The sequence below is a fragment of the Paenibacillus sp. JCM 10914 genome (assembly GCF_001315105.1).
In the GTDB taxonomy this organism is placed as follows: Bacteria; Bacillota; Bacilli; order Paenibacillales; family Paenibacillaceae; genus Paenibacillus_AQ.
In genome coordinates, this window is record NZ_BAZR01000019.1 from 1 (window position 1) to 25,312 (window position 25,312).

A 25,312-nucleotide genomic window follows, 5' to 3' on the forward strand; every position below is an offset into this window, starting at 1 on the left:
AACATTCGTTTCGTATCTAGTTTTCAGGTGATCAAGCATCTGAATTGAATATTGTTCCCTGATAGCTCAGTTGGTAGAGCACTCGACTGTTAATCGAGTTGTCACAGGTTCGAGTCCTGTTCGGGGAGCCATTTATGGAGAGGTGTCCGAGTTGGCCGAAGGAGCACGATTGGAAATCGTGTAGGCGCCAAAAGCGTCTCGAGGGTTCGAATCCCTCTCTCTCCGCCACTATTATTTCAAGCACGGCCCGTTGGTCAAGGGGTTAAGACACCTCCCTTTCACGGAGGTAACAGGGGTTCGAATCCCCTACGGGTCACCATAAATTTCATTTATCATCAGAAAAAGACTTGCTTCTTATAATGCATTTTGGTATGATAAAGGTCGATTTTGTTACGGAGGCTTAGCTCAGCTGGGAGAGCATCTGCCTTACAAGCAGAGGGTCGGGGGTTCGAACCCCTCAGCCTCCACCATGAAATTCTTGAATAACCCTTTTAATGACGCGGGGTGGAGCAGTTCGGTAGCTCGTCGGGCTCATAACCCGAAGGTCGCAGGTTCAAATCCTGCCCCCGCAACCAATTTTATATCGCTTATTGCGATAGTGCCTCATGGAACTGTGGTGTAGAGGCCTAACATGCCTGCCTGTCACGCAGGAGATCGCGGGTTCGAATCCCGTCAGTTCCGCCATTTTTTACAAGCTTCAGGGATGAGATGAGTATCCGATTTGGGTTTCGTCGAAGTTCGCGAAGAACTTTAAGGCTCGGTAGCTCAGTCGGTAGAGCAGAGGACTGAAAATCCTCGTGTCGGCGGTTCGATTCCGTCCCGAGCCACCATGTAATTTTTGTAAATCTACACTTGCCGGTGTAGCTCAACTGGTAGAGCAACTGACTTGTAATCAGTAGGTTGGGGGTTCAAGTCCTCTCGCCGGCACCATTTTTTTGGAGGATTAGTGAAGTGGCTAAACACGGCAGACTGTAAATCTGCTCTCTTCGAGTTCGGTGGTTCGAATCCATCATCCTCCACCAGTTTTTAGGGGCATAGTTTAAAGGTAGAACAGCGGTCTCCAAAACCGTTAGTGTGGGTTCAATTCCTGCTGCCCCTGCCATTGAATCTTTATAATGAACTTGGCGATCGTCGCGAAGGGGTTAACGCACCGGATTGTGGTTCCGGCATTCGTGGGTTCGAGACCCATCGGTCGCCCATTACTTCATTATAATTATTCTCCAAAAAAACTATTTCATTATGGCGATCGTGGCGAAGGGGTTAACGCACCGGATTGTGGTTCCGGCATTCGTGGGTTCGAGACCCATCGGTCGCCCCATAGTTTTTTAAAAAATGTTGGGGATTAGCCAAGCGGTAAGGCAACGGACTTTGACTCCGTCATGCATAGGTTCGAATCCTATATCCCCAGCCATTTGTTTTTTGTAAGCGGACGTGGCTCAGCGGTAGAGCATCGCCTTGCCAAGGCGAGGGTCGCGGGTTCGATTCCCGTCGTCCGCTCCATTTTTATTTCTGGCGCCATAGCCAAGTGGTAAGGCACAGCTCTGCAAAAGCTTTATCCCCAGTTCGAATCTGGGTGGCGCCTCCATTAATATTTTGTGCCCTTAGCTCAGCTGGATAGAGCGTTTGACTACGAATCAAAAGGTCAGGAGTTCGAATCTCTTAGGGCACGCCATTAAGTAAGCCGGTGTGGCGGAATTGGCAGACGCGCGCGACTCAAAATCGTGAGGGAAACCGTGGGGGTTCGAGTCCCTTCACCGGCATCATCCAGAGGAAGAACGTAGACATGGTCTACGTTCTTTTTTGTTGTAATCTAATAAGCCTAAAGGATTTAGGTAATTTAAGGTAATTAAATCGTATCAAGTAAGCCGAAGATCGTGATAAAATAGGTACAGCTATGGCCATTGCAGGCAGGCACGATGAACATCCATGGGAAGGAGGTCATTCTTGGACATGAATGGAGATTATATACGTGACTGGGGCCAGATGGATGGTTGTATATTCTAAGTCGGAATGCCGCTGTCTAAAGTGTTTGTAAGGTTAATATGATGAATCATTGCTGTTGAATGTCCCAAGAGGCAGAAGGAGTTGTTGTCATTTGGATTTTGAGATTTACATTCGAATTACGTTAAGCGCTCTTCTGGGATTTCTCATCGGCTGGGATCGGGAGTCAAAGAGTAAGCCGGCAGGATTAAAAACGTATATGTATGTTTGCGTAGCAAGTTGTTTAATTACATTAATCTCGATTTATAGTGTAGATAAACTTTCAACTGCAGATGGCAGAACGATGATGGATCCGATGCGTCTGGCTGCTCAGATTGTAACAGGGCTAGGTTTCCTGGGCGCAGGAGTCATCCTGAAAGATGGCCTAAAGGTAAAGGGTCTCACATCAGCTGCAATGATCTTGTTCGTTGGCGGCGTCGGTATCGGCATCGGTGCTGGTTTCTACAGTCTGGTCTTATTCACCGTTATACTCTGCATGGGATTGGCACGGTTCGCTAATTTGCTGGAATGGCAGAAGTTTAACAAGTCTAGATCCTCGACACGTAAAGAGAGTGAAACGGATGTGCAAGAACTATCCGAATAAATAGAACGGATTGAAGAGGAATGCAGGGGCTGCTCTGCCTTCCTCTTTTTTGCATGCCCAAAGCAGCTAGCACCGGGCTTGGACGCAGGTCTGTCAACTGCCCCGACTTAGGTCTAGTACGAAAAACCGTCCGTAGTCCGTTTTAGTTAAAGCGGAAATTACCTAGAATAGAGTCATAAGGTTGAACAAATCAATAAATGATTAATGAACTTAAAGAAAGGTGGTGTATACATGAGGAATTCGAGAGGCAATGGAATGAGTATCCTTTTGATTGGTGTAGGGATATTGGTTCTCCTGGGTGTGTTTGGTCCGTTGCTCGGATGGTTGTTCAGTCTTCTGATTCCAGTGCTGATGATCGCACTTGGATATTACGGAGTTCGGCGTGGTAACACCTTAATCGGATGGGTGATCCTGGGTATCGGTGTCATCTGGCTGATGGGTAAGCTTTCCTGGGTAATTGGCCCAATTCTTGGAATCATCTTAATCATCTATGGGGTGTCCAGGTTGAAGAAGGGAAGACCACGTTACTAAAGCAGCATGAATAACTGCAAGGCAATATAACGATTGTGATAGAAGAGGAGGCTAAGCCAATATGAGCGTTTTTCGACGGATACGAGATATAACCGTTGCAACACTGAATGAGAAGCTCGAAGAGAGCCAGGATCCGGTACGATTGATTGATCAGTTCCTGCATTCAACCAGACAGGATATTGCAGAAGCAGAGAAGCTGCATCAGCAATGTCAAACGCATTCAAGACAGCTAAAACAGCAAGTTGACCAAGCACAGAATATGCGCTCCAAACGTGAAGAGCAAGCATTACTCGCTTTGAAAGCCGGTGAAGATCATCTTGCAAAGCTGGCACTGCAAGAGAAGCTGATCTATGAGGAAAAGATTGAGCAATATGAAGGCCTGTTGTCATCGAGCCTGGATTCGTTAAAAGAAATCGAGGAGCAGCTCGGTGAACTGCGAATGGAATACCAAACGGTATACAGCAAGCGCCAGTATTATGTTGCTCGGGTTGAGACGCTACGACTGCAACAGAAGATGAATGAGCGGACAGGATCTTACGGCGCACAGGATGTACCTAAGATGTTCAACCGCTTGGAAGACCGCATCAGTGACTGGGAGCTGGAAGCAAGAAGCCTGCGCGATTTACGTCGCATGGGGCAGGATTATGGTGAACAGACGGGATCCTCGGTCTCCACCATTCTTGAGAAGGAGCTTGCCCGGTTGAAGGAAAAGCTGAACAACAGCGGAAAGGAGTAAATATGACTAGATTGTACCGTTCCACCCGCGACAAGATGTTCACAGGGTTGATAGGCGGCATATCCGATTATTTCGGAGTCGAATCGACCCTACTCCGAATCATTTTTGTAATCAGTATATTCTTTACAGGCGGTACAACGCTTCTGATATATCTGATCGCAGCGCTTGTTATTCCTAAAGAGCCATATTATCACGACCCCTACGCACCGCCACAGGGAAGACATGGGAATTATCGTAACGATGGCTACAACAACGGTCCAGGCCCAGGCTATAATCACGATGGATACGGACGTCAAGGTTATCCGAATGAAGGTGGCTATGGCCCAAGATACGATCGTCCAGCCGCCCCTAGCGGAGGCTCTGGAGCAAGAAACAACGGCAGCTCAGATTCCGATCTGGATGCATGATGAAGGATATTGAGAAGAAGGCCATGCAAAAAGAGATTGAAGAACTTAAGAAAAAAATATCGGATTATGAGAAGGGAGATAAATAACATGGGAGTATTTAAAAGACTGAAAGATATGACGAAGGCATCGGTGAATGAACTGCTGGATAAAGTAGAAGATCCAATTGTAATGTTGAATCAATACCTGAGGGACATGGAAGCAGAGATTCATGAAGCAGAGGTAACGGTTGCGAAACAAATGGCCAATGAGCGCCGGATGAAGCAGCGCGTAGAAGAAGCCGTGAAGATGGCTGCGCAGCGCGAAGCACAAGCTGAGCTCGCACTCAAGAATGGTCAAGAGGAAGTTGCACGCAAACTGCTGGAAGAGAAAATCTACTTCGATCAAAAAGAAACCGAGTATGCACAGCTTCACCTGGATTCCGAATCGCAAGCGAAAGAGCTTGTTGCACAGTTGCATGAAATGAAAGATGAATTCTACAAAATGCGTAATAAGCGCAATGAGCTTGTATCCCGTGCTCAGATGGCCAAAGCGAAGAAGCAAATGTCTCAGGTAAGCAGCCTGCATACAATCGAGAGTGGCAGCGCATCAATGGGCTTCCACCGTATGGAAGAGAAAATTATGCAGATGGAAGCTGAAGCCGATGTGCTTCGTGCACCATACCGTCCGAATAACGCCGTATATACTTCACCAGTGGACGCTGAGAAGCAAGTAAAGGTGGATGAGCAGTTGCAAGCGCTCAAGAACAAAGTGGGTAACAAATCCTCCAAATCGGAGTAATGACCTAGCAAGAAGGCAAAATAAGACGAAACCGTATTCGAACACAGCTTCATATGATATGCTATACGGAATGAGTGTTAGTCCGCATAGTTCAGGCTAAGCCATACCGTGCGGGTAACCTGCACGGCTATGGCTTTTCCGAGCTTTTTATTACATCTCAAGGAGGTGCGACATGGGAAGAAGCCGATGGATTTCAATTGGATTAATTATCTTGGGATTTGCGATGCTATTCGGCCAGTGGCTCGGTTTCTTTACCATTGTTGCCCTATTGCTCGTCTTTGCAGGTGTGCTTCAAATCCGGGATGGCCAGACCAAGAAGGGATATATGCTGCTCGGTGTGGGGACTGTATTGCTCTTACTGGACCATTTGATGTTGATCATTGGCATTGGTCTGATTTCACTCGGTATCTTCTACGGCAAGTCCAAGCGTGCCCATACCACCACAGCATATGTCCAGAAGCAGAACTTTATGTCCAACTTGGAATGGAATCGAGCGCCTTGGGTGATGCGCAGCCTTAGCTCATGGCATGTGCTAGGGGACTCCGACATCGATTTGTCCTTAGCTCTACCAGAAGAGCGACATACGGTCCTGATGTTCCATGGATTGCTTGGGGACATGGATCTTATGATTCCGGATTATTATGGCGTTGAGATTGAAGCTTCGATCCTCTTCGGTTCGATTCATTTAGGTGACCGCAAAGATACAGGGCTGCTCAACCGTGTTCGATATACTTCTCCCAATTATGAGACGAGTGAATATAAGGTTAAGTTTATCGTTTCTTATATAGGTGGAGATTTGAATATTAAGATGACATAATATAAAGAATATTTCGTTTAAGTTAATGATGCTGTCTAGTGTTTATAAAATGGCCGATCAGGAGGGTTACCTTGTGGAAACTGAAAAAAAAGGGAATATCATTACTCAAAGTATGCGCGAAGGGACTCTCCTGGGGTTGGCCGTCATGCTGGTCGTTCTTTATTTGTTATATACATACGGATATTTACAGCCGTTTGATTCGTGGAAGAACCGGCTTGAGGCGACCATCACACTCGTGTTGCTTCCGGTCGGACTTGGGGCAATCTACGGTTTTTTTCAGGGGTATCGATTGAAGCGGCGCGTGGATTTGGTCAGGGAGACATTGGTCAGTTGGGAAAAAGGCACATTAACCGACGTGATGCCTGATATTGGTAAAGATGAAGTGGGTAGGCTTGGCGAGCAACTGGTCCAGATCAGCAAGAAATGGGAGGATCAAGTCTCCACCCTGCAGCGACTGTCCACCAATAACGCACAGTTAGCCGAGCAAGCTCGCGTGACGGCTATCGTTGAAGAGAGGCAGCGCCTGGCAAGAGAACTCCATGATGCCGTGTCACAGCAGCTATTCGCGATATCGATGACGGCTACCGCAGTCGGAAGAACACTTGATAAGGATTTTGGCAAGGCGCAGCGCCAGGTTGCTTGATTGAGGAAATGTCAGCGGTTGCCCAATCCGAGATGAGGGCCCTGCTGCTGCATTTACGTCCGGTTTATCTAGAGGGCAAAGCACTAGAGCAAGGGCTGCGGGATCTCATCAAGGAATTGCAAATCAAAGTGCCGATGGAAATAACGTTCGAGATGGATGACAACATCCATTTAGTGAAAGGCATTGAGAACCATCTGTTTCGCATCGTGCAGGAGGCGATGTCGAACACGCTCAGGCATGCGAAAGCGGAGAGGATGGACATTCGCATTCATCGCAGACAAAATACCGTTCGCGTGATGTTGCGTGATGATGGTATCGGGTTTGAAATGGACGACAAGAAACAGATATCGTATGGACTCTCTACCATGCAGGAACGTGTGACCGAGATTGGCGGTTCGCTGCAGTTTATTACAGCACCTGGTAAAGGTACTCGCATTGAAATTACGGTGCCAGTCGTGAATGAAGAACGCAAACGGGGGGATGGAGATGGAAGCGCCGATTAAAGTGCTCTTGGTGGATGATCATGAGATGGTTCGCATCGGTCTTGCGGCCGTACTGGGAACTGAGGATAACATTGAGGTGGTAGGGGAAGCCGGAAGCGGTGAAGAAGGCATTCGTCTGGCTCAGGAGTATCATCCTGATGTCGTACTCATGGATCTGGTGATGGACGGAATGGACGGGATTGAGACGACAAGACAGTTGATGAAACAATTTCCCAATCTGAAAGTAATAGTACTCACCAGCTATTTAGATGACGAGAAAATGTATCCGGTGATCGAAGCCGGGGCGTTCAGCTATCTGTTGAAAACTTCCCGTGCTTCCGAGGTAGCTGACGCAATTCGAGCTGCTGCTCGGGGACAGTCTGTCCTGGAGTCGCAAGTTGCTTCCAAGATGATGAATCGATTCCGCCATCCCCAGAACGAGACAGCGGCACATCATGATCTGACGGATCGGGAGATGGAAGTGCTTCGATTACTGGCACAAGGTAAATCCAATCAAGATATCGCCGATGATCTTATTATTGGCATCAAGACGGTAAAGTTCCATGTGACCAATATTCTGAGCAAGCTCAGCGTAGAGGACCGTACGCAAGCCGCTATTTATGCATATAAGAACGGACTTGCTGAGTAGTCGGTAAGAGTCCATTCTTCATATCCACCTTCAACGCCCTGAGGGCGTTTTTTGTGTTTGCTTCTTTTTAAGAATGCCGGAGGTATAAATGCATGCTGAAGCGGCCATCCTTTTAGTAGATTGATAGATTGGAAGAGAGGGTGGTTTTGTGATGCGGGGTTTGCGTTTACAAGTGATCATGATGGTCTTAGTGCTCTGCGCTTCGGTCGGGATCATACTCGGATTCAAAGGAATAACAGGAGAACAATATGCTAGCATCACGCCAGAAAGGGCAGTAGCCACTCAAACAGATGCTGCCGCAATAGGCAACGAGTTGAAGTTGCTGATCGATTTTGGAAATGAACTCATGGTCCCTAAATCCGTACTTACGCTCAAGATCCAGGGTGAACTTATAAATACGCTTTCGATCGAGCAAGCTAACACAGCAGCACAAGAACTTGGAAACATGATCGGTCTTCATAACATCGTTACGAGTACACTGCAGGGCAACAAGGTATTTACTGCTGGAGGTATGCTATCTGGCGTGGACGTGAAACTGGATTGGGCTCTAACTCAGCAAGGAAAAAGTCATGTCAGAATCTTGCTGGTAAGCCAATCTCCGCAAGTTCAGCAGCAAGAGCTAGTGTCCTTACTGGATGGACTTCAGCAGTCGATGCTTCAGGCTGGTATCGAACCGAATTGGAATGTTTCTATACAAGGATATGCATCTGAGAACGTTGCAGCGAAGGAAACGATAGAGCAGGCAGAAAATGTAATTATTAAAACTCTTCCTATTTCTCTAGTAGAGCATTATGATGATAGTACAACGGTTAGCCGCTCATATTATGCTGCGAGATTATCGAATTTTGTGCGAAGTGGAAATGATTCCATTCATATGCAAATGGCAGTGCATGAAGATTCGGTGAAGAAAAGCAGTAGAATAACGATCGGATTTCCCGTCATTACGGTAGAATACTGAAAATCTCTTCTGAAACTACGATGAAAAATTGTGAAATGAGATAGCATACTTGAAATGAATGTGCTAAACTGTCATCACATCATGTTAAGTTTAGTTGCATAAAAATACACTATATTACATAGAAAGAATGAGGAGCCATGGCTGAAATTCAAAATCTAGATACATTGAAGACACCGGGTGCGGTATTTTTCATCTTTGGAGCGACCGGTGATTTAGCAAGACGTAAACTGTTTCCGGCGATCTATAGTCTTTATCGTGAAGGGAAATTAGATGAGGATTTTGCTGTAATCGGCGTGGCACGACGTCCGCGTACTCAGGATGAATTCCGGGAGGACGTGTACCGCTCCATTGAAGAGTTTTGCCGATACAGCTCTGAGCAGGATGATGAATGGAATACATTCGCTCAACATTTCGAATATAAATCATTGGATATTAACAATATCGACGGTTTCCGCGAATTGCGGGAGCAGACTGAGCAGTTGGAAGCAAGATACAATATTCCAGGTAATCGTCTGTTCTATCTTGCGCTTGCGCCGGAATTGTTCGGTAGCGTGTCCTTTAATCTGATGAAGGGCGGCATGCTTGATGGCGAGGGTTGGAATCGTCTGGTCATTGAGAAGCCTTTCGGATACGATCTGGAGTCGGCTGCCAAGCTGAACGAAGAGATTCGCAAAGTGTTTAAGGAAGAAGAGATTTTCCGGATCGATCATTATCTTGGCAAAGAAATGGTGCAGAACATTGAGGTCATTCGTTTTGCCAATGCATTCTTTGAGCCACTCTGGAATAATAAACATATTGCCAACATTCAAATCACCCTCGGTGAAACGGTTGGTGTTGAGGAACGCGGAGGTTATTACGACCATGCAGGAGCCCTCAGAGATATGGGGCAGAACCATATGCTGCAGCTGCTGACGATGATTGCCATGGAACCGCCGAGCCGTCTGCTCGCCGAGGATATCCGCGATGAGAAGGTAAAGGTACTACGTTCCTTGCGTCCATACGCTACCAACGAGGAAGTTAAGAACAATGTGGTACGTGGTCAATATACGAGCGGTAGCGCCGGAGGCAAGGATCTCCCTGCATATCGCGAAGAAGATAAGGTAAATCCGGATTCCAATACGGAGACATATTTTGCAGCACGGGTATTCGTTGATAATTTCCGCTGGGCAGGAGTGCCGTTCTACATTAGAACAGGCAAACGTCTCCCGGTGAAAACGACCGAGGTCGTTGTTGAATTCAAACGGATGCCGACCAATGTCTACTTGGGTCAGAAGCATTCACTGGAGCCCAACCTGCTGGTGATCCGCGTTAACCCGATGGAAGGCCTGTACGTGAAGATCAATGCCAAGAAACCGGATCTGAGTCTGAGATTGCGCCCGTTGCTATGGACTTCTGCCAGAGCTGCATCGTGGGCATTAATTCGCCGGAGGCGTACGAACGTCTGCTGCATGACGCTGCCGAGGGAGATTCCACCTACTTCACACGCTGGGATGAAGTTGCATCGGCATGGTCCTTCGTGGATCGGATCGCCGACGCTTGGAAAGAGAATCAAGGTGAACTTGAGTCATATCCTGCAGGCTCTTGGGGACCGAAAAAGGCAGACGAACTGCTACAGGAAGACGGATTCCATTGGTGGCCAGTTAATGGTCAGCTTGAGGACAATGTGGTTTGGCTGAAAAACTAACTTGCCATAAACAGATGCCATAATTAAGTCTGAAAATCATCCCCTTACGCCAGGCGTATGGGGATGATTTGCGTACTAATTGTGGTACAATGATATACATGACTTTAGTGACGAAGGGATAAGTGAAATGGCTAAGCTAATAGATGAGTTGCAGCAGGAAGTGGATAAGCGACGCACGTTTGCGATTATATCTCACCCTGATGCCGGTAAGACAACGCTGACCGAGAAGCTGCTGCTGTTCGGGGGAGCGATCCGTTTAGCAGGAACAGTTAAGGCTCGCAAGGCGAGCAAGCACGCTACGAGTGACTGGATGGAAATTGAGAAGCAACGGGGAATCTCCGTAACTTCTTCCGTCATGCAATTTGATTATGCTGGACATCGCATTAACATATTGGATACACCGGGTCACCAGGATTTCAGTGAAGACACGTATCGAACACTAACTGCAGCGGATAGCGCGGTTATGTTGATAGACGTTGCCAAAGGCGTCGAGGCTCAGACGATCAAATTGTTCCAGGTCTGCGCAAAGCGAGGCATTCCAATCTTCACATTCATCAATAAACTGGATCGTGAAGGCCAAAGTCCGTTCGATCTCATGGAAGAGCTGGAGCAGGTTCTAGGCATTCGTTCCGTGCCCATGAACTGGCCAATCGGTTCAGGTCGCGATCTGTGCGGGGTATATGATCGCGTGAAGAATCAAGTTGAGCTGTTCCAAGGCGATGACCATTCGACAATTAAAGTGCAGAAGGTTGATGGGTACGAGGATCCCCTTATCCGTGAGATGGCCGGAGATTATCTGCATGATCAATTATGCCAGGACTTGGAACTGCTGGACGTGGCAGGCGATCCATTCGATCTGGAGAAGGTTATGCAGGGACAGTTGACGCCGGTCTTCTTCGGTAGTGCAATCAACAATTTCGGCGTCCAGACGTTCCTGGAGAACTTCCTGCAGCTGGCACCGAAGCCAGAACCGCGCCGCAGTACGGATGGCTTGGTCGAGCCAACGGACGAGAAGTTCTCCGGTTATGTATTTAAGATTCAAGCGAATATGAACCCGGCGCACCGTGACCGGATCGCTTTCTTGCGAATCGTATCTGGTAAATTCGAACGCGGCATGAGCGTAAAGCATGTTCGGGTAGGCAAGGAGATTAAGCTATCCCAGCCGCAGCAATTCCTGGCACAGGATCGCGATATCGTGCAGGAAGCCTATCCTGGGGATATCATCGGCTTGTTCGATCCCGGTATCTTCCGAATCGGCGACTCTCTTAGCCAGGGAAGAGAAGTGGTATTTGATGAACTGCCAACGTTCTCACCTGAGATTTTTGCCAAGGTTACTGTGAAGAACGCGCTTAAGCATAAGCAATATCAGAAGGGGATCGATCAGCTGACTGAAGAGGGAACCATTCAGGTATTCCGTACCGTGAGCTTTGAAGAGACGATTCTGGGGGTTGTAGGCCAACTCCAATTCGAGGTTTTTGAATATCGTATGAAGGGCGAATACGGTGTCGATGTGCAGCTCCAGAAGATGCCGTATCAATTCGCACGTTGGATCGTAGATGATCAGATCGATCCTTCCAAGTTCCGAATCAATTCGACCCTCGTTAAGGATAAGAAGGATAATTATGTGGTGTTATTCGAGAATGAATATGCGATGAGAACAGCGATGGAGAAGAATCCTACCGCGAAGTTCCTGGAAACCGCACCATAAGCAACAAGAAAGATGAACAACAGGCTATTCCATACAAGAACCCCCGGCCATTAGGCTCGGGGGTTCTTAGTGATTCTCCGTATCAAAGACCGTTATTCTTGCAGCTTGCCGGGGGTTATGTTCTTCAATTGATCATGAATCGTTGAGACGAGGTTGTTCTGCTGGGAATCATCCATGTCTTTCCAGATCATTTCAAACATGACACCAAGTCCCGGTAGCGCGGCTTCTGGCCCGTCTACGGAACCCTCGATCATGGAGCGGAGCTCTCCTTCGTCCTGATTATGGACTTTATGAATGACAGCTTGCCTAAGATCTAACAATATGGACATCGAAATGTTCCTCCTTGTTATGAAAGGGTCATTGAGTAATGTACCCCTTCACAGGCGGTTACATACAAGTATCTTGGGCTGTGTGATATACTAATCACATTATAGGACATTGGATGGGCCTTAAGTGGCGGAGGGATAAGGATATGGCGAAGAAACAGTTCGCGGTAATCGGTATGGGGCGTTTCGGCACGAGTGTTGCCAAGGAACTAAGCGGCATGGGATTTGATGTGCTGGCTGTGGACGCAAGCGAGCAGCGCGTGCAAGAAATTGCGAACTTGGTTACGCATGCGGTGTCGGCTGATTCAACCGATGAAGAGGCACTGCGTGCACTTGGTATTCGGAATTTTGACGTGGTCGTTGTGGCCATCGGTGAGGATATACAGTCAAGTATATTAACAACACTGATTCTGAAGGATTTGGGTGTACCGGTCATTATCGTAAAAGCCAAAAATGAATTGCACGGCAAAGTACTACACAAGATTGGCGCAGACAAGGTGATTTTTCCAGAACGCGATATGGGCCTTCGAGTTGCTCATCATCTCGTATCACCGAACATTTTGGACTACATCGATTTATCAGATGATTATAGTATTATGGAAATGCTGGCCAGCGGCGATCTGATCGGGCATAATCTGAGGGAACTCGATATTCGTGCCCGCTTCGGGTGCAACGTTATGGCCATCCGGCGTGATGCAGATATGAATATTTCACCTAGCCCAGACGACCGGATTGCTCAAGGGGATGTGTTAATCATCGTCGGTCATAAGAACGATCTGACGAAACTGGAGCTTGCTTACCCCAAATAATAACAATCATACTAGTACAGGAACGGATGATAGCCATGGAGATATTGTCGCCACAGAACCCGCGAGTGAAGGCATGGGCACAACTGCAGGAGAAAAAGTATAGAGACAAACTGAATAAATATGTTGTAGAGGGAATTCATCTTGTCCAGGAGGCACTAATGTCAGGGGCGGATGTGGAATGTGTAGCTTATGACACAGAGCGGGGAATCCCGTTAGAGCTCAGCCAAATACCGGATACCGGTCAGGGAACGGATTGGATAGGGGTATCTAAGGAGGTTATATCCAAAGTCAGCGATACTTCGTCTCCCCAGCAAGTTTTTGCAGTGATCCGAAAGGAAACGCGTGATTGGCAGGAACTGATTCTGCGGGAGAACGGGCTTGTCATGGTTCTGGATGGATTACAGGATCCTGGTAATGTGGGTACGATTATTCGAGGCGCCGATGCCATCGGAGCTGCTGGCGTTGTGCTCGGACGAGGATGTGCGGATCTGTACAATCCGAAGACGCTGCGTTCTACAATGGGCTCGCTGTTCCATTTGCCGATTCTGGAAGGCGACCTGCTGGATATATTGCCGGAAGCGCGGGAGCGGGGGGCACGTTTGGTGACGACCTTGCTGGAAGGGGAGCGTAATTGCTTCGAATACGACTTCCGTGGGACAAGCTGGATTATCATCGGAAGCGAAGGTCGAGGGGTATCACCAGAAGTGGCGGCGCTAGTCGACGATGCCATTCGCATTCCGATGCCCGGTCAGGCCGAATCGTTGAATGCGGCCATGGCCGCTTCCGTCTTGATGTACGAAGCACTGAGACAGCGTGAGTATGCTAACCCATAATGTGGTTGAATGAATTTCTATCAGGTGGAGAAAGATCAGATCATGCTGCTGGTCATTCCTCGCCTTTTTACATTCATATAAGGAGTGAAGTTTCATGTACGAACTCAAAACCAAAGAATCGGATCACAGTGTGATTGAGTTTATTGAGCAAGTGGAATCGCCAAGAAAACGTGAAGATGCGTACCGGCTATTGGACATCTTCGAGGAAACCAGTGGGTACCCGGCAAAAATGTGGGGTTCTAGCATTATCGGGTTTGGCGCATATCATTATCGGTATGCTTCCGGACATGAGGGCGATGCGCCGTTGGTCGGGTTCTCGCCAAGAAAGGCAAAGGTCAGTCTGTATTTCGCGCCAGGTGACGATAAGAGGGACGCACTGCTGCAGCGCTTCGGTAAGCATACTGCCGGAAAGGGCTGTGTGTATATTAACAAAATAGCGGATATTGATGTTGAGGTATTGAAGCAACTGATCTCGGAATCGATCATTTTTCTGAACAAAACCTATCCAGAATCAGGGCGTTGACATGAAACCATATGGTATCATATAATCAAAATGCGAAACCAAATGGTTTCACAAAAACAAAAGTGAGGGATTATATGGATAACCAATCAAGCGGCAAGTTGGCGGATATTCGTCATACGATTCTGCTCAAAGCGCCTGTTGAGAAGGTATGGCAAGCGGTAGCAACGGCAGAAGGAATAGCAGCATGGTTTATGCCAAGTGATTTTGAACCTATAGAGGGCTATGAGTTTCATCTAAATGCGGGTCCTTTTGGCAATTCACCTTGCAAGGTAACGCTGATTGATGAGCCAAGGAAGCTCTCCTTTAATTGGGGAAAAGATTGGGTTGTTACCTTTGAGTTAGTGCAGCAAGGCGAATATACGGAATTCACGCTCATCCATGGTGGCTGGACCGCAGATCAGGTGACGGAGTTCGGGGAAGCGCATCATGTGGTACGGGGACGTATGGATAATGGCTGGGCAGGCATTGTTCAGAAACTCGCGACATATGTCGGGGCGTAACCGATGTCTGCAACCGCTCCGAAGCCTGATGTCTACCAGGCCATCGCCGATCCCACGCGCCGTAAGTTACTGAGCCTGTTAAGCGATAAAGAAATGCCGGTGAAGGATATATCGGGGCACTTCCCTATGACACGTACAGCGGTCTCCAAGCATCTTCGAATTCTGGAAGAAGCGGGACTGCTGCGGGAGCGCAAGGTTGGACGGGAAACCCGCTACCGCCTGGATCCACAGCCACTTATGGAGCTAAAAGATTGGCTTGCTTACTTCGACCGGTTCTGGGAGAATAAACTGTCCATGCTTAAATATTATGTCGAAGAGGATCACAAACGGTCTGAAGAGTAGGGAGAACTTATCCTTGCTCTTCTTTTTTGTGGTTTGTCCGCATACCCTCTATAGAGAGCTTGCCACGGTGCACAGGCTAACCTGGATGGGTAAAGGGGGAACCTAGATATGAGGAGGAAAAAATGGGGACGCCGGCGGTTGTCCTTTCCGTCCCTGTCCTGGCCTAGAGCGAGGAGGCCGTTTAAACCAGTTCGACGGGGGTTTAAGGCAGGAGGCAATGTAAGAAGCCGGCCACAAGTAGTCAAACATCGCAGTTCACGCAAATGGTGGCTGATCGGTTCGTTGCTGATTGTCATACTTATCGTCCAGTTCTTTATATATATCGAGCGGAACCTGCGCCCACCAATTATGCATCTTGCCCAAATCAGAGTAAAGCAGATCGCTACGGAAGCGATTAATAAAGCTATTACCTCACAAATAACGGAAGGCAAGGATTTTGATAATCTCGTCAATTGGAAAACGGACAGCAACGGTAAAGTGACAGGTTTCATGTTGAATTATAACGAGCATATCAAGATCACCTCTCATACGACCCAGGTCGTTCAAAAGACGCTCGATGATATGCATAAGCGCAAAGAACAGATACCGCTGGGGCAGGTTATGAAAAGTCCGATTATCGCGTCCTTCGGACCGAATATTCCGCTCAAGATCGAGCCGCAGGGAGCAGTTAAGGTGCAGCTTGATACGAGACAGCAAAACGCGGGGATCAATATGATCCTCGTCGAGGTGTTTGTCCATATCTTAACGGAAGTGGCGGTTGTTGTTCCGTTCGATATGGAACCACAAATTGTAGAGACAGACATCCCTATATCGTATCTGCTCGTTGTGGGCGATGTGCCCATGTATTATTATGACAGCCAAGGCAAGGCGGTCGGGGAGAATAAAGCGAATGCACCAAGCATTGCGATTCCACCGCCTGTAATGGATCAACAAGGGACAGGAAATACGCCCAATACGCCTCCCTCTACAGCTCAGCCGGGAGACTCAACTTCCCAAGACAGTCTGGTGCCGGTTGTTCCCGGTTTGGATCATACGCAGAGCGGGCAGACCGGAGGGGGAACTTAGCGGAACGGGGAATTAACATGATTGGATGAAGAAAACGCGCCCTGAACACTCTCAGGAACGCGTTTTTTTCTTTGCTCGCTTTTCTTCCGTTTCCCAGCGTTTCAATAGCGGATAGGGATCGAATGCCCATTCGGTTAATCCGGTATCACGGTAAATGCCATAATGGAGATGCGGCGGGAATTTACCTGAAGTGCCTGGTTTGCCATAGCCGGAACTGCCGACCCAGCCTAAAGTTTGCCCTGGCGTTACCACATCGCCGAGAGAAATACCTTTGTCGAAGCCCTGAAGGTGGGCGTAATAATGATAATGATTGTTTAGATCGCGAATGCCGATGCGCCAGCCGCCGTATTTGTTCCAACCCTTAATCTCCACTACGCCGAAACAGGTGCTGCGAACGGGTACTCCATAATGCGCGAACAAGTCAGTGCCTCGTGTGTTCTCCGACCTCCCCAATTGCGCCCCATGCCGAAGGTGCTGCGGTAAGAGTAGTCGCTTTTGACGGGCAAAGGAAATGCATGGTCGAACAGATCCAGCTTGCCGAACGTCTCATACAACTTGGCATATTGCATGATCCGCTGCACGGCCCGGGTATTCTGATAGTAGGACCACAAACCGATACTGAAGTCGTCTGCAGCATGCCCATATGGGGATAACCTTGTAGCCACTGTATACAACAGATCAAGATTGTTGTTGGGATCAGCCTTCCCGTCGCCGTCACCGTCAAGACCGATGCCAGAGAAGACACTGATGGATGTGGGGTTCATGTCTTCCGGATTCGGGTTTAGCGGTCCAGCCCACCTCGTAGGAGGGATGAAGATGCCGACGGTCCGCTCCGGATGCTTCCGGTCTTTGGGGTGTACGCGGGTTAATGTGCGTTCATATTGATCGATGGCTGCAAGCCGATACCATGGAATTTGGCTAATCGCGGCAACTTGATCATATATGGACTTCCTCGCAGCGAATATGGTTACAGCATCGGCTGTTTTGGCCGGCTCCTCTACCGCTGAACCCATTGCAGAAGCGGAAGCAAATACGTGTCCAGACAAACAGCATGCAGCCGTGACGGCAGCTATCACTGCAACGATCCGACGGTAATTGCTCATGCCACGCCGAAGTGGTTGTAATATCCTCAAAGTATCTTTCTCCTCCTTCTAAGATGGTCTTCATGAAGTACGGACAGTGGTGACTACACTGTAGGGTGAATCGAAAGAAGGATTTTTATCCATGCCGGAGCAAGATCAATCTCATACCGATGTGAAACAGGTATTATGCTGGGTTTCATGATATAATATGGAACAACAAAAAAAGATAGGCGGAATCAAGGGCCAATCAATACATTCGAAAGAAGGTTTTTTCGTTGTCAAAGACTAAACAGCCTAAACCGGATTGGATTAAAATCAAGCTGACGACCGGCGATAATTATAAAGAAATCAAGAGCATGATGCGATCCAAGACGTTACATACCGTATGTGAAGAGGCGCGTTGTCCGAATATCTATGAGTGCTGGGCTAATCGTACGGCGACCTTCATGATTCTAGGAGACATTTGTACGCGTGCTTGCCGCTTCTGCGCTGTGAATACGGGACTTCCAACAGAGCTTGATCTGCAGGAACCTGAGCGCGTAGCCGAGGCGGCTGAGCAGATGAACTTGCGTCACTGTGTGGTTACCAGCGTAGCCAGGGATGATCTGAAAGATGGCGGTGCTATATATTTGCAGAGACGGTGAAAGCGATCCGTCGTCGCCTGCCGTTATGTTCGGTCGAAGTGCTTATTCCCGACTTCATGGGTGACGCGGACTCACTCAAAATCGTGATGGACGTAAAGCCGGACATTCTAAATCATAATATTGAGACGGTAGAGCGAATGTCGGACCGGGTACGCGCCAAAGCGAAATATTCCCGTTCACTAGAACTGCTCAAGAATGCGAAGTCGATGCAGCCGGACATTCCGACCAAATCCAGTATTATGCTGGGGGTAGGCGAGCAGTGGCATGAAATCCTTGAAGCGATGGACGATCTACGTTCCGTAGGCTGTGATATTATGACCATTGGCCAGTATTTACAGCCATCACCGAAGCATTTGAACGTTGATAAATATTACACACCTGAAGAGTTTGCTATACTGAAAGAGGAAGGGATGAAGCGGGGCTTCAGCCACGTTGAATCAGGTCCGCTTGTTCGCAGCTCTTATCATGCACATGAGCAAGTAAAATCGGCAGAACGCAATAAGGAAGAAACGGTTCAGTTGTAACCTTGAGAAGGGTAGGGGAAGCTTCAAATGATCGTTGTCGGCAATAAGAGCTATGAAGTGTTGAAGGATCATCGTAACGGCTGGAACCCGGAAGCTTTCCGTGAACGATACAGCGAAGTGCTTGACCGTTATGATTATATCGTCGGGGATTGGGGATACAATCAGCTTCGGTTGAAGGGCTTCTATCGCGACAATCACCCTAAGGCAGCAAAGGATTCTACATTCTCCAGCATGTCTGATTATATTAACGAATACTGCAACTTTGGCTGCGCGCACTTCGTGCTGCAAAAAACAAAGGAACACAAGGATGTGAAGGAGCGGGAATCCAAGGATTCGTCCGAGGGCAAGGAAATGGCGAAGGAGTCCGAAGTGGAGACCGAACCCAAAGCTAACAAGGATAACGGTTCGGATAAGCCGCATAAGGAAAGTCGTGAGCATCGGTCACAGCGTGAACATCGGGATGGCAAAGAGTCCAGACGGGAACAGCGTGAAGGAAAGACACATAAATCTACGCATTAATCATAAAAAAAGATCGGTCACCCGCCAAATGGGGAGCCGATTTTTTTTGTGTGTATCCAGGATGGGGGTTAGCCCAGGAATGCATCACGGACGCGATTCCAGAAGGGGAAGGGACGATAGCGAGCGAAACTGACTTGCTGTTCTGCTACTTGACAACGAATGGATACGAGATCATCTATCGATATATTGATATGATCAATGGTCAGTAACAGACGCTGCTCTTTACGCGAGAAGATATCACAATGGTGATGCTTGGGCAGCAGCAACGGTGATCCCAAGGTTCGGAATATACGATTGTTAATCGAAGCGATCTCAGCGATCTGGAGAGCCTCAATCGTTGGGTGTACCATCGCCCCCCCGACACTCTTGTTATAAGCAGTGCTGCCGGATGGGGTGGATATGCATATACCATCGCCTCGGAACATTTCAAAGGTCACGTCGTTAATGTCAATCTGAGCTACGACGGTACCGTCAATGCCTTTAAGGGTAAATTCATTCAACGCAATATAAGAGGACGTTCCTGATTTCTTGTGAATCTCCAGTTGAACAAGGGGGTATTTGACCAGGCGTGGCTTGACGTTGTCAAGCTCTCCTTCTCCGCTCATATGATCAATCAGTTCTGTTAATTCGTCTGCCTTCCAGTCAGCATAGAACCCCAGATGGCCCGTGTGCACGCCGACAAAGGCAAGATCAGGAATTCGATCAATAAAAGTATGGAAAGCATGTAGCATCGTACCGTCTCCGCCGATCGATACAACAATCTCAGGAGATTCTGCATCCAGCACAAACCCCCGCTGCTCCGCCAGCTTGTGAAATTGCTGAGTCAGCTCTACAGACAATGGGTCACCGCGGTCCAGAACATAATATCTCAAGTTGATAAGCTCCTTTGTAAGGTTATATAAAGATGATAATCAATCTTGGAGAATAACACAATGTTCACCTTGGGGTTTTACGGAATTTTTGCTGGAGGTACCTCAACCAATGAATGCACAGCGCGAGGAAGATGATGCCTCCCAGCAGTATGCAAAAAGCCGTCATTATATGGGTATACCCGTTTAAATACGTGTCCGAAACACCCATAGGCATCATCGCAGGCAGAGAAGAGCCCATCACGTATTCCCACAACATTAATACCGCGCTGGCCGCAATGACGCCATGCATGAGGCGAGCGAATACAAATGGAGCATATCGCAAATTCGTTGAATTGAGGATACTTATGATCTGAGCATGAACGGACAAGCCCCCCCATGATAAGATAAAAGCAGCAACGGCAGCCTTGTAAGGCAATGGGATGGCTGCCCCGGCTTCACCGGCATAACGAGCCCCGAGGGTAACTTCGAATAACCCGCCTACGATAGCAGTCGATAAGGATTCTGGAATGCCCACGAACGAGAGGATGACACTAATCGATGCAGTTAACGCTGGAATGGCACCAGCCCTTGTCCAAAGTTCAAGAAACACCGAGAAGAATACAACCAGACCACCAACTACGATAATCAGTTGTAGCGAAGATTGAATGGCGTCCTTGATCAGTGTGCCCAAATCCCGGCCATCCTCTTGTCTGGCAAGGTGCATCGAATGCAAAGCCCGTTTGATTCGACTGATCTTGCGATGGGATAGATGAATGCCGTCATGGTTAAGGGGTTGTGACTTACCATGGAAACGCATCAGCAGACCAACCACTAATCCTCCTCCATAATGGGCCAACGCCAGCATGAGGCCAACCTTGGCATCGTGAAAGAAGCCAATCGATACAGCACCGATCAGAAATATCGGATCCGAGGAGGTCGTAAAAGCAACAAGGCGTTCACCTTCCTCGCGATTTACCATTTTTTGTTCCCATAACTTGGCGGTTAATTTCGCTCCAACAGGGTATCCTGACACATAACCCATCGCTGCAACAAAGCCGCCAGCGCCTGGAATGCGGAACAGCGGTCTCATCAGGGGATCGAGCAAGGTACCGATTAAATGAACGACACCAAGGCCAAGCAGCACCTCAGAAATAACAAAGAACGGAAACAGCGAAGGGAACAGGATGTCCCACCATATGGAAAGGCCGCGCAGAGCTGATTGCAGGGCAGCATCCGGAAATGCAGCCATCAGGATAATAACGCTGAGCAGCGCTGTCATTAAGAATAGCCAGCCTATGTTTTTCTTGGTCATATATGGAGTACGCCCCCTGCTTTGGTGTGAAATGCAACGATATAGGTCTCAACGATTAAAATATATGCTGGAAATAGGACAAACAGTATAAAAAAACATGAGAAAGCGGTTACAAAACCCCTTTATTTTGAAGCATTGTGTGCTATAATAAAAGCATCAAAGCACATCTTTCGTATTAAGTTTGGATGGAGTGATGATCATGAGCATAGTCGCAGGTATACTAGTGTGCGCCTTCGTTTATGTTATACGTGCTTCTCTCGTCCAGAGTGAAGAGGATTGGCGCAGTTACTGAATAGGGATTAGAAGGTGCTAAGCTAGCTTAGCGCCTTTTTTTGTTTGTTTTTTGCGTTATAATGAGAGTGTAGTGTGCCTATTCAAGAGTATTTAGACAGATGGGAGGTATGAAGGGGTATGAATCCGAGTCTTAGCATTTATGATAACCTTGGAGGCGCTGAGGGTGTACGAGCACTCGTGGAAGCCTTTTATCCGAGAGTTCAGGAGAATGAGCTGCTGTCCCCATTGTTTCCTGAGGATATTCTACCGGTCATGGAGAAGCAATACATGTTTCTTAGCCAATTTTTTGGCGGTCCGGCCTTATTCTCAGAAGCATATGGACATCCCATGATGCGTGCCCGGCATATGAAATTCCCGATCACCGACCGTCACGCAGAGCAATGGCTTAGTTGTATGGCGGGTGCATTGATCGAGATTGGCGCCGAGGATGAATTGCGTGATTTTGTGCTGCAACGACTCTCGGGTCCGGCACATCATTTTGTGAACACGAACTAATGCCACCATGGCAGTTGATAAGGCTTAGGGTGCATGATTTGAAGGGATGGCGGTTGGCGTGAAAATGGAACCTTTGTATTCGATAAAGGTGAAATGTGCATATTGCGACCATGAATATCTAACATCAAGGGTAAGGCCCAGCTTCAAGAAAGCGACCCGAACCGATACGGATTTCTGTGCTTATTATAAATCCGAGAATCCGGATTTCTATGTGGTTCGCATTTGCCCTGAATGTGGATTTGCTTCAACGGAGAATTCGGCAGAGCGGTTAAACGAACGACAAAAGGCGGATTTCCAATCCCAAATCGGTCATCGCTGGGAGAAGCGGGATCTGGGCGGACAACGAAATCTGGATGACGCGCTGGAAGCGTACAAACTGGCCTTGCTCTGTGCACAGGTGATTGGGGAGCGGGATCGAATTATCGCCAGCTTACTGCATCATATCGCGTGGCTGCATCGTTACCAGCATAATCAGGAACAGGAGGACAGGTTCCTGCGGTATAGTCTGGGTTCTTATATTCGGGTGTTCGAGCTCGAGGGAGTCGGGGCGAATGATGCCAGACTGCTCTACCTGATTGGAGAAATTCATCGCAGGCTTGGGGAATATCAGGAAGCCGTACAGTGGTTCTCGCGGCTAGTGCGGGATGAGAAGATTTTGGATGCTGCTATGATTCGCGCGTCCAGGGAACAATGGCGTTTAGCCAGTGAGCAGATGCGAGGCGAGGATAGCGCATCGGAAGCGAATAGCTGAAGACAAGCAATAAGCCCACTTCGGGGCAGACGCTAGAAGAGGCGCAGTACGTCGTGGGCCATTTCAATAGTTCTATCGTAAGCGCTGGTCTGTAAGCAGATAGTCGCCATCGCTGTCGAGTACGGTGACTTTGTTGTGGCAGCAAGGGAAAATCAGCAGCTTCTTCTTGCCCTCACGCACGGTGATCAGCTCCTTGGGTTTCATGGGAAGCAGAACGTTATCCGCGCCGCAGAAAGGGCAGTTTTGTACATATACATCGTTGCTGACGACATCGTAGGGCACGGTATTCGAAAAAGGAATCATGAGTTCTCCGAGCTTTCGGGTTCATTTGCTTCTCCCTGCGAGCCTGCTCCCTCTTGTTTTGCCAGTTCTGCAATTTTTTGCATCAATATATGCTGTGGCATATGCATCAGCTGTTCAAGTGGGACACCCAGCTGTTTGGACAGCGCAATCGCCGTTTCCGGCGAGATTTGTAAAGGTCTCATTTGTATCGTTCCTCCAGCCATAATTTTCGTTATATATAGTTATACACTTTTCCCGAAGTTCGTACAAATGTGGTTATGCTAGACAACAGAAATTATTTAGAGATTAGAAAGGTGATGAGGATGTATGGCACTTCGACCAACGTGGGATTTGGATTCGATATTTCCCGGAGGATCTGCTTCTCCGCAGTTTTTGACCTTTATAGAACAACTGGAGTCCGATGTGTTAGGTCTTCAGTCGGAGGTAAAAAAAATGGTAGTGCCTGCTGCGATAGAGGAGACCTCGGAGCTGGAACAATTTATAGAGCAGTTCCAAAGCGCCTATGCACGCACCCGTGAAGCGTCTGCATTCGTAAGCTGTCTAAGCGCGCAGGACGTCAACGACAAGAAGGCGTCGCAACTCTCGGGCCGCATGACCTCGCTTGGAGCCGCGCTTCAGGCGGCCAAGAATCAGTTCGACAACGTGCTGCGCGGAATCGACGATGCGTTGTGGGCAGAGTGGACCAGTAGCGAGAGCGTTTCCGAACTGGATTTCGTACTGAACGAAAGCCGGAATCTCGCGATGGAGAAGATGAGTCCCGAACTGGAGAGCCTGGCCTTGTCTTTGGGCGTAGACGGTTACCATGGATGGGGGAAATTCTACAATACAATTGTCAGCAAGATCAAAATTCCGTATGAGGAAAGCGGGAAAACCGAGCTGCTGTCGGCAGGGCAAGCCTTCAACCGGATGCATGATCCAAGACGCGAGGTTCGCCAAAAGATGTTCGAGCAATGGGAGCAAGCTTGGGGCGAATCAGCAGACTACTGTGCAGATACGATCAACCATCTTTCGGGCTTCCGTTTGAAGCTGTATGAGAGTCGTGGATGGGAAGACGTACTGAAGGAACCTCTCGCGATCGGCCGTATGGAGCGCAAGACACTGGATACGATGTGGGCTGTTATTCAAGATGCCAAGCCGGTGCTCGTCGAGTATTTGAACCGTAAAGCGAAGCTTATGGGGCTTGAAGGTTTAGCATGGACGGACGTTGACGCTCCGCTGCGTGCGTCCGCCAGCAAAATCACGTATGACGATGCCGCAGTTAATATCGTTGAGCAATTCGGAAAGTTCAGCCCGAGATTGGCAGAGTTCTCCCAGATGGCTTTTGACAAAGGTTGGATCGAGGTTGAGGACCGTGCCGGCAAACGCCCCGGTGGATTCTGTACATCTTTCCCTGCAAGTAACCAAACAAGGATCTTCATGACATTCGGCGGAACCGCCTCGAACGTATCCACCTTGGCGCATGAACTTGGTCATGCCTATCATCAGCACGTCATGCGCGGTATCCCGGTGCTGAATCAGAAGTATGCCATGAACGTAGCCGAGACCGCCTCGACCTTTGCTGAGATGATTGTATTTGACGCGATGGTGAAGGGTGCAAGTTCGATCGAAGAGAAGGTAGCTTTACTTGAGGAGAAGATTCAGAACAGCGTGGCCTTCTTTATGAATATCCATGCCCGCTTCCTGTTCGAGACTCGTTTCTACGAGAAACGAAGGAATGGCCTGCTTAGCACGGAGGAGATTAATGAGCTGATGGTGGAAGCTCAAAAGGAAGCGTATTGTGATGCCTTGACTTCATATCATCCTCATTTCTGGGCCTCCAAGTTGCACTTCTACAGCACGGGCATGCCGTTCTATAACTTCCCGTATACGTTTGGTTATATGTTCAGCACCGGACTCTACGTACGTGCGATGCAGGAAGGTCCAACATTCGCCGACAAATACGATGCCTTATTGCGCGATACGGCCATCATGTCTGTCGAAGATTTGGCGAAAAAACATCTGAATGTGGATTTAACTCAGCGTGATTTCTGGCAAAGTGCGGCGGATTCTTGCGTAGCGGACATCAAAGAATTTTTGGAAATGACGGATAATATGGCATAATTTGTTGAAATAACGCATAATATGATATGTAATGATTTAATTGTCATCGTTTTATGGAGGTAT

The 25,312-nt window shown here is 48.2% G+C and carries 23 protein-coding genes, 17 tRNA genes and 5 pseudogenes; 39 read left to right on the forward strand and 6 right to left on the reverse strand.

Features of this window, described 5'->3' with window-relative positions:
- The first annotated feature begins 55 nt into the window (after nucleotides 1-55).
- From JCM10914_RS18565 to JCM10914_RS18700, 28 genes and pseudogenes are all read left to right on the forward strand, one after another.
- Nucleotides 56-131: transfer RNA gene (locus JCM10914_RS18565), tRNA-Asn, on the forward strand.
- A 5-nt stretch (nucleotides 132-136) separates the two neighbouring features.
- Nucleotides 137-228 (forward strand) — tRNA-Ser (locus tag JCM10914_RS18570).
- A 16-nt stretch (nucleotides 229-244) separates the two neighbouring features.
- A tRNA-Glu gene (locus JCM10914_RS18575) sits at nucleotides 245-319 on the forward strand.
- Between the two features lie 75 nt (nucleotides 320-394).
- A tRNA-Val gene (locus JCM10914_RS18580) sits at nucleotides 395-470 on the forward strand.
- A 28-nt stretch (nucleotides 471-498) separates the two neighbouring features.
- A tRNA-Met gene (locus JCM10914_RS18585) sits at nucleotides 499-575 on the forward strand.
- 32 nt (nucleotides 576-607) lie between these two features.
- Nucleotides 608-684, forward strand: a tRNA-Asp gene (locus tag JCM10914_RS18590).
- A gap of 70 nt (nucleotides 685-754) precedes the next feature.
- Nucleotides 755-830 (forward strand) — tRNA-Phe (locus tag JCM10914_RS18595).
- Between the two features lie 24 nt (nucleotides 831-854).
- Nucleotides 855-930, forward strand: a tRNA-Thr gene (locus tag JCM10914_RS18600).
- Between the two features lie 7 nt (nucleotides 931-937).
- A tRNA-Tyr gene (locus JCM10914_RS18605) sits at nucleotides 938-1,022 on the forward strand.
- Nucleotides 1,023-1,028: 6 nt separating this feature from the next.
- Nucleotides 1,029-1,102: transfer RNA gene (locus tag JCM10914_RS18610), tRNA-Trp, on the forward strand.
- Nucleotides 1,103-1,124: 22 nt separating this feature from the next.
- A tRNA-His gene (locus tag JCM10914_RS18615) sits at nucleotides 1,125-1,197 on the forward strand.
- A gap of 45 nt (nucleotides 1,198-1,242) precedes the next feature.
- A tRNA-His gene (locus JCM10914_RS18620) sits at nucleotides 1,243-1,318 on the forward strand.
- Nucleotides 1,319-1,336: 18 nt separating this feature from the next.
- Nucleotides 1,337-1,411 (forward strand) — tRNA-Gln (locus JCM10914_RS18625).
- Between the two features lie 14 nt (nucleotides 1,412-1,425).
- Nucleotides 1,426-1,500: transfer RNA gene (locus JCM10914_RS18630), tRNA-Gly, on the forward strand.
- Between the two features lie 11 nt (nucleotides 1,501-1,511).
- A tRNA-Cys gene (locus JCM10914_RS18635) sits at nucleotides 1,512-1,585 on the forward strand.
- Between the two features lie 10 nt (nucleotides 1,586-1,595).
- A tRNA-Arg gene (locus tag JCM10914_RS18640) sits at nucleotides 1,596-1,672 on the forward strand.
- 8 nt (nucleotides 1,673-1,680) lie between these two features.
- Nucleotides 1,681-1,760: transfer RNA gene (locus JCM10914_RS18645), tRNA-Leu, on the forward strand.
- Nucleotides 1,761-2,095: 335 nt separating this feature from the next.
- On the forward strand, nucleotides 2,096-2,584 hold the full coding sequence (locus JCM10914_RS18650) for an MgtC/SapB family protein (protein WP_023963637.1): 489 nt from the start codon (nucleotides 2,096-2,098) through the stop codon (nucleotides 2,582-2,584).
- A 231-nt stretch (nucleotides 2,585-2,815) separates the two neighbouring features.
- Nucleotides 2,816-3,115, forward strand: coding sequence for a hypothetical protein (locus tag JCM10914_RS18655; RefSeq protein ID WP_023963638.1), 300 nt, complete (start codon nucleotides 2,816-2,818; stop codon nucleotides 3,113-3,115).
- A gap of 61 nt (nucleotides 3,116-3,176) precedes the next feature.
- Nucleotides 3,177-3,851 carry a PspA/IM30 family protein gene (locus JCM10914_RS18660; protein ID WP_023963639.1) on the forward strand — a complete coding sequence of 225 codons (675 nt, stop codon included), beginning with the start codon at nucleotides 3,177-3,179 and terminating at the stop codon, nucleotides 3,849-3,851.
- A 2-nt stretch (nucleotides 3,852-3,853) separates the two neighbouring features.
- Nucleotides 3,854-4,344, forward strand: a pseudogene (locus JCM10914_RS18665) (PspC domain-containing protein).
- A gap of 1 nt (nucleotide 4,345) precedes the next feature.
- Entirely contained in the window at nucleotides 4,346-5,035 is a 690-nt protein-coding gene (locus JCM10914_RS18670) for a PspA/IM30 family protein (protein WP_023963641.1), read from the forward strand.
- Between the two features lie 172 nt (nucleotides 5,036-5,207).
- Entirely contained in the window at nucleotides 5,208-5,852 is a 645-nt protein-coding gene (gene liaF / locus JCM10914_RS18675) for a cell wall-active antibiotics response protein LiaF (RefSeq protein ID WP_023963642.1), read from the forward strand.
- 73 nt (nucleotides 5,853-5,925) lie between these two features.
- A pseudogene (locus tag JCM10914_RS18680) lies at nucleotides 5,926-6,998 on the forward strand (histidine kinase).
- Nucleotides 6,976-7,626: a response regulator transcription factor gene (locus JCM10914_RS18685; RefSeq protein ID WP_036718996.1), complete on the forward strand. Its 651-nt coding sequence runs from the start codon at nucleotides 6,976-6,978 to the stop codon at nucleotides 7,624-7,626. Before JCM10914_RS18680 ends, JCM10914_RS18685 begins: the two are co-directional and overlap by 23 nt.
- 151 nt (nucleotides 7,627-7,777) lie before the next feature.
- Nucleotides 7,778-8,584, forward strand: a complete 807-nt coding sequence (locus tag JCM10914_RS18690) for a YwmB family TATA-box binding protein (protein ID WP_023963646.1) — start codon at nucleotides 7,778-7,780, stop codon at nucleotides 8,582-8,584.
- Between the two features lie 137 nt (nucleotides 8,585-8,721).
- Nucleotides 8,722-10,268, forward strand: a pseudogene (gene zwf / locus JCM10914_RS18695) (glucose-6-phosphate dehydrogenase).
- A gap of 127 nt (nucleotides 10,269-10,395) precedes the next feature.
- A complete protein-coding gene (locus JCM10914_RS18700) occupies nucleotides 10,396-11,976 on the forward strand; it encodes a peptide chain release factor 3 (protein ID WP_023963648.1) in 1,581 nt (526 codons plus the stop codon).
- A 92-nt stretch (nucleotides 11,977-12,068) separates the two neighbouring features.
- Here the strand turns inward: JCM10914_RS18700 and sspI are convergent, their stop codons facing one another.
- Entirely contained in the window at nucleotides 12,069-12,305 is a 237-nt protein-coding gene (sspI, locus tag JCM10914_RS18705) for a small acid-soluble spore protein SspI (RefSeq protein WP_023963649.1), read from the reverse strand.
- A 113-nt stretch (nucleotides 12,306-12,418) separates the two neighbouring features.
- Here sspI and JCM10914_RS18710 point away from each other — a divergent pair, with 113 nt between their 5' ends.
- From JCM10914_RS18710 to yunB, 6 genes are all read left to right on the forward strand, one after another.
- Nucleotides 12,419-13,111 (forward strand): TrkA family potassium uptake protein, encoded by a 693-nt coding sequence (locus JCM10914_RS18710; protein ID WP_081739845.1) that lies wholly within the window; start codon nucleotides 12,419-12,421, stop codon nucleotides 13,109-13,111.
- 35 nt (nucleotides 13,112-13,146) lie between these two features.
- Nucleotides 13,147-13,944, forward strand: coding sequence for an RNA methyltransferase (locus JCM10914_RS18715; protein ID WP_023963651.1), 798 nt, complete (start codon nucleotides 13,147-13,149; stop codon nucleotides 13,942-13,944).
- A 94-nt stretch (nucleotides 13,945-14,038) separates the two neighbouring features.
- Nucleotides 14,039-14,467, forward strand: coding sequence for a DUF1801 domain-containing protein (locus JCM10914_RS18720; protein ID WP_023963652.1), 429 nt, complete (start codon nucleotides 14,039-14,041; stop codon nucleotides 14,465-14,467).
- Between the two features lie 74 nt (nucleotides 14,468-14,541).
- Entirely contained in the window at nucleotides 14,542-14,967 is a 426-nt protein-coding gene (locus JCM10914_RS18725; RefSeq protein WP_023963653.1) for an SRPBCC domain-containing protein, read from the forward strand.
- A 3-nt stretch (nucleotides 14,968-14,970) separates the two neighbouring features.
- Nucleotides 14,971-15,309, forward strand: a complete 339-nt coding sequence (locus tag JCM10914_RS18730; protein WP_023963654.1) for a helix-turn-helix transcriptional regulator — start codon at nucleotides 14,971-14,973, stop codon at nucleotides 15,307-15,309.
- Between the two features lie 108 nt (nucleotides 15,310-15,417).
- Nucleotides 15,418-16,374 carry a sporulation protein YunB gene (gene yunB / locus JCM10914_RS18735; RefSeq protein ID WP_081739846.1) on the forward strand — a complete coding sequence of 319 codons (957 nt, stop codon included), beginning with the start codon at nucleotides 15,418-15,420 and terminating at the stop codon, nucleotides 16,372-16,374.
- A 51-nt stretch (nucleotides 16,375-16,425) separates the two neighbouring features.
- Here the strand turns inward: yunB and JCM10914_RS18740 are convergent.
- A pseudogene (locus tag JCM10914_RS18740) lies at nucleotides 16,426-17,477 on the reverse strand (M23 family metallopeptidase).
- A 254-nt stretch (nucleotides 17,478-17,731) separates the two neighbouring features.
- On the opposite strand from JCM10914_RS18740, the pseudogene lipA reads away from it, so the two are divergent.
- Nucleotides 17,732-18,624: pseudogene (gene lipA / locus JCM10914_RS18745) on the forward strand (lipoyl synthase).
- 27 nt (nucleotides 18,625-18,651) lie between these two features.
- A complete protein-coding gene (locus JCM10914_RS18750) occupies nucleotides 18,652-19,143 on the forward strand; it encodes a YutD family protein (protein ID WP_023963660.1) in 492 nt (163 codons plus the stop codon).
- A gap of 68 nt (nucleotides 19,144-19,211) precedes the next feature.
- Here JCM10914_RS18750 and JCM10914_RS18755 read toward each other — a convergent pair whose 3' ends face one another.
- Nucleotides 19,212-20,015 carry an NAD kinase gene (locus tag JCM10914_RS18755; RefSeq protein WP_023963661.1) on the reverse strand — a complete coding sequence of 268 codons (804 nt, stop codon included), beginning with the start codon at nucleotides 20,013-20,015 and terminating at the stop codon, nucleotides 19,212-19,214.
- Between the two features lie 64 nt (nucleotides 20,016-20,079).
- On the reverse strand, nucleotides 20,080-21,306 hold the full coding sequence (gene ylbJ / locus JCM10914_RS18760) for a sporulation integral membrane protein YlbJ (RefSeq protein ID WP_023963662.1): 1,227 nt from the start codon (nucleotides 21,304-21,306) through the stop codon (nucleotides 20,080-20,082).
- Nucleotides 21,307-21,717: 411 nt separating this feature from the next.
- Here ylbJ and JCM10914_RS18765 point away from each other — a divergent pair, with 411 nt between their 5' ends.
- Both JCM10914_RS18765 and JCM10914_RS18770 read left to right on the forward strand, forming a co-directional pair.
- A complete protein-coding gene (locus JCM10914_RS18765; RefSeq protein ID WP_023963663.1) occupies nucleotides 21,718-22,095 on the forward strand; it encodes a hemoglobin-like protein HbO in 378 nt (125 codons plus the stop codon).
- Between the two features lie 58 nt (nucleotides 22,096-22,153).
- Nucleotides 22,154-22,846: a DUF2225 domain-containing protein gene (locus tag JCM10914_RS18770; protein WP_231638705.1), complete on the forward strand. Its 693-nt coding sequence runs from the start codon at nucleotides 22,154-22,156 to the stop codon at nucleotides 22,844-22,846.
- A 72-nt stretch (nucleotides 22,847-22,918) separates the two neighbouring features.
- On the opposite strand, the gene JCM10914_RS18775 is transcribed toward JCM10914_RS18770, so the two are convergent.
- Nucleotides 22,919-23,149, reverse strand: a complete 231-nt coding sequence (locus JCM10914_RS18775) for a hypothetical protein (RefSeq protein WP_023963665.1) — start codon at nucleotides 23,147-23,149, stop codon at nucleotides 22,919-22,921.
- A complete protein-coding gene (locus JCM10914_RS18780) occupies nucleotides 23,146-23,331 on the reverse strand; it encodes a YycC family protein (protein WP_023963666.1) in 186 nt (61 codons plus the stop codon). Before JCM10914_RS18780 ends, JCM10914_RS18775 begins: the two co-directional genes overlap by 4 nt.
- A gap of 124 nt (nucleotides 23,332-23,455) precedes the next feature.
- On the opposite strand from JCM10914_RS18780, the gene JCM10914_RS18785 reads away from it, so the two are divergent.
- Nucleotides 23,456-25,249: a M3 family oligoendopeptidase gene (locus tag JCM10914_RS18785; RefSeq protein WP_036719002.1), complete on the forward strand. Its 1,794-nt coding sequence runs from the start codon at nucleotides 23,456-23,458 to the stop codon at nucleotides 25,247-25,249.
- Nucleotides 25,250-25,312 lie beyond the last annotated feature (63 nt).

What these genes read in the sequence shown, in the direction of transcription:
- JCM10914_RS18655 (WP_023963638.1), top strand. Translation starts at nt 2,816, where the DNA reads ATGAGGAATTCGAGAGGCAATGGAATGAGTATCCTTTTGATTGGTGTA.
- JCM10914_RS18690 (WP_023963646.1), top strand. Translation starts at nt 7,778, where the DNA reads ATGCGGGGTTTGCGTTTACAAGTGATCATGATGGTCTTAGTGCTCTGC.
- JCM10914_RS18710 (WP_081739845.1), top strand. Translation starts at nt 12,419, where the DNA reads ATGGGCCTTAAGTGGCGGAGGGATAAGGATATGGCGAAGAAACAGTTC.
- JCM10914_RS18730 (WP_023963654.1), top strand. Translation starts at nt 14,971, where the DNA reads ATGTCTGCAACCGCTCCGAAGCCTGATGTCTACCAGGCCATCGCCGAT.
- JCM10914_RS18780 (WP_023963666.1), bottom strand. Translation starts at nt 23,331, where the DNA reads ATGAGACCTTTACAAATCTCGCCGGAAACGGCGATTGCGCTGTCCAAA.
- ylbJ (WP_023963662.1), bottom strand. Translation starts at nt 21,306, where the DNA reads ATGACCAAGAAAAACATAGGCTGGCTATTCTTAATGACAGCGCTGCTC.
- JCM10914_RS18715 (WP_023963651.1), top strand. Translation starts at nt 13,147, where the DNA reads ATGGAGATATTGTCGCCACAGAACCCGCGAGTGAAGGCATGGGCACAA.
- liaF (WP_023963642.1), top strand. Translation starts at nt 5,208, where the DNA reads ATGGGAAGAAGCCGATGGATTTCAATTGGATTAATTATCTTGGGATTT.
- JCM10914_RS18670 (WP_023963641.1), top strand. Translation starts at nt 4,346, where the DNA reads ATGGGAGTATTTAAAAGACTGAAAGATATGACGAAGGCATCGGTGAAT.
- JCM10914_RS18765 (WP_023963663.1), top strand. Translation starts at nt 21,718, where the DNA reads ATGAATCCGAGTCTTAGCATTTATGATAACCTTGGAGGCGCTGAGGGT.
- yunB (WP_081739846.1), top strand. Translation starts at nt 15,418, where the DNA reads ATGAGGAGGAAAAAATGGGGACGCCGGCGGTTGTCCTTTCCGTCCCTG.
- JCM10914_RS18725 (WP_023963653.1), top strand. Translation starts at nt 14,542, where the DNA reads ATGGATAACCAATCAAGCGGCAAGTTGGCGGATATTCGTCATACGATT.
- JCM10914_RS18750 (WP_023963660.1), top strand. Translation starts at nt 18,652, where the DNA reads ATGATCGTTGTCGGCAATAAGAGCTATGAAGTGTTGAAGGATCATCGT.
- JCM10914_RS18775 (WP_023963665.1), bottom strand. Translation starts at nt 23,149, where the DNA reads ATGATTCCTTTTTCGAATACCGTGCCCTACGATGTCGTCAGCAACGAT.
- JCM10914_RS18685 (WP_036718996.1), top strand. Translation starts at nt 6,976, where the DNA reads ATGGAGATGGAAGCGCCGATTAAAGTGCTCTTGGTGGATGATCATGAG.
- JCM10914_RS18720 (WP_023963652.1), top strand. Translation starts at nt 14,039, where the DNA reads ATGTACGAACTCAAAACCAAAGAATCGGATCACAGTGTGATTGAGTTT.
- sspI (WP_023963649.1), bottom strand. Translation starts at nt 12,305, where the DNA reads ATGTCCATATTGTTAGATCTTAGGCAAGCTGTCATTCATAAAGTCCAT.
- JCM10914_RS18785 (WP_036719002.1), top strand. Translation starts at nt 23,456, where the DNA reads ATGGCACTTCGACCAACGTGGGATTTGGATTCGATATTTCCCGGAGGA.
- JCM10914_RS18660 (WP_023963639.1), top strand. Translation starts at nt 3,177, where the DNA reads ATGAGCGTTTTTCGACGGATACGAGATATAACCGTTGCAACACTGAAT.
- JCM10914_RS18700 (WP_023963648.1), top strand. Translation starts at nt 10,396, where the DNA reads ATGGCTAAGCTAATAGATGAGTTGCAGCAGGAAGTGGATAAGCGACGC.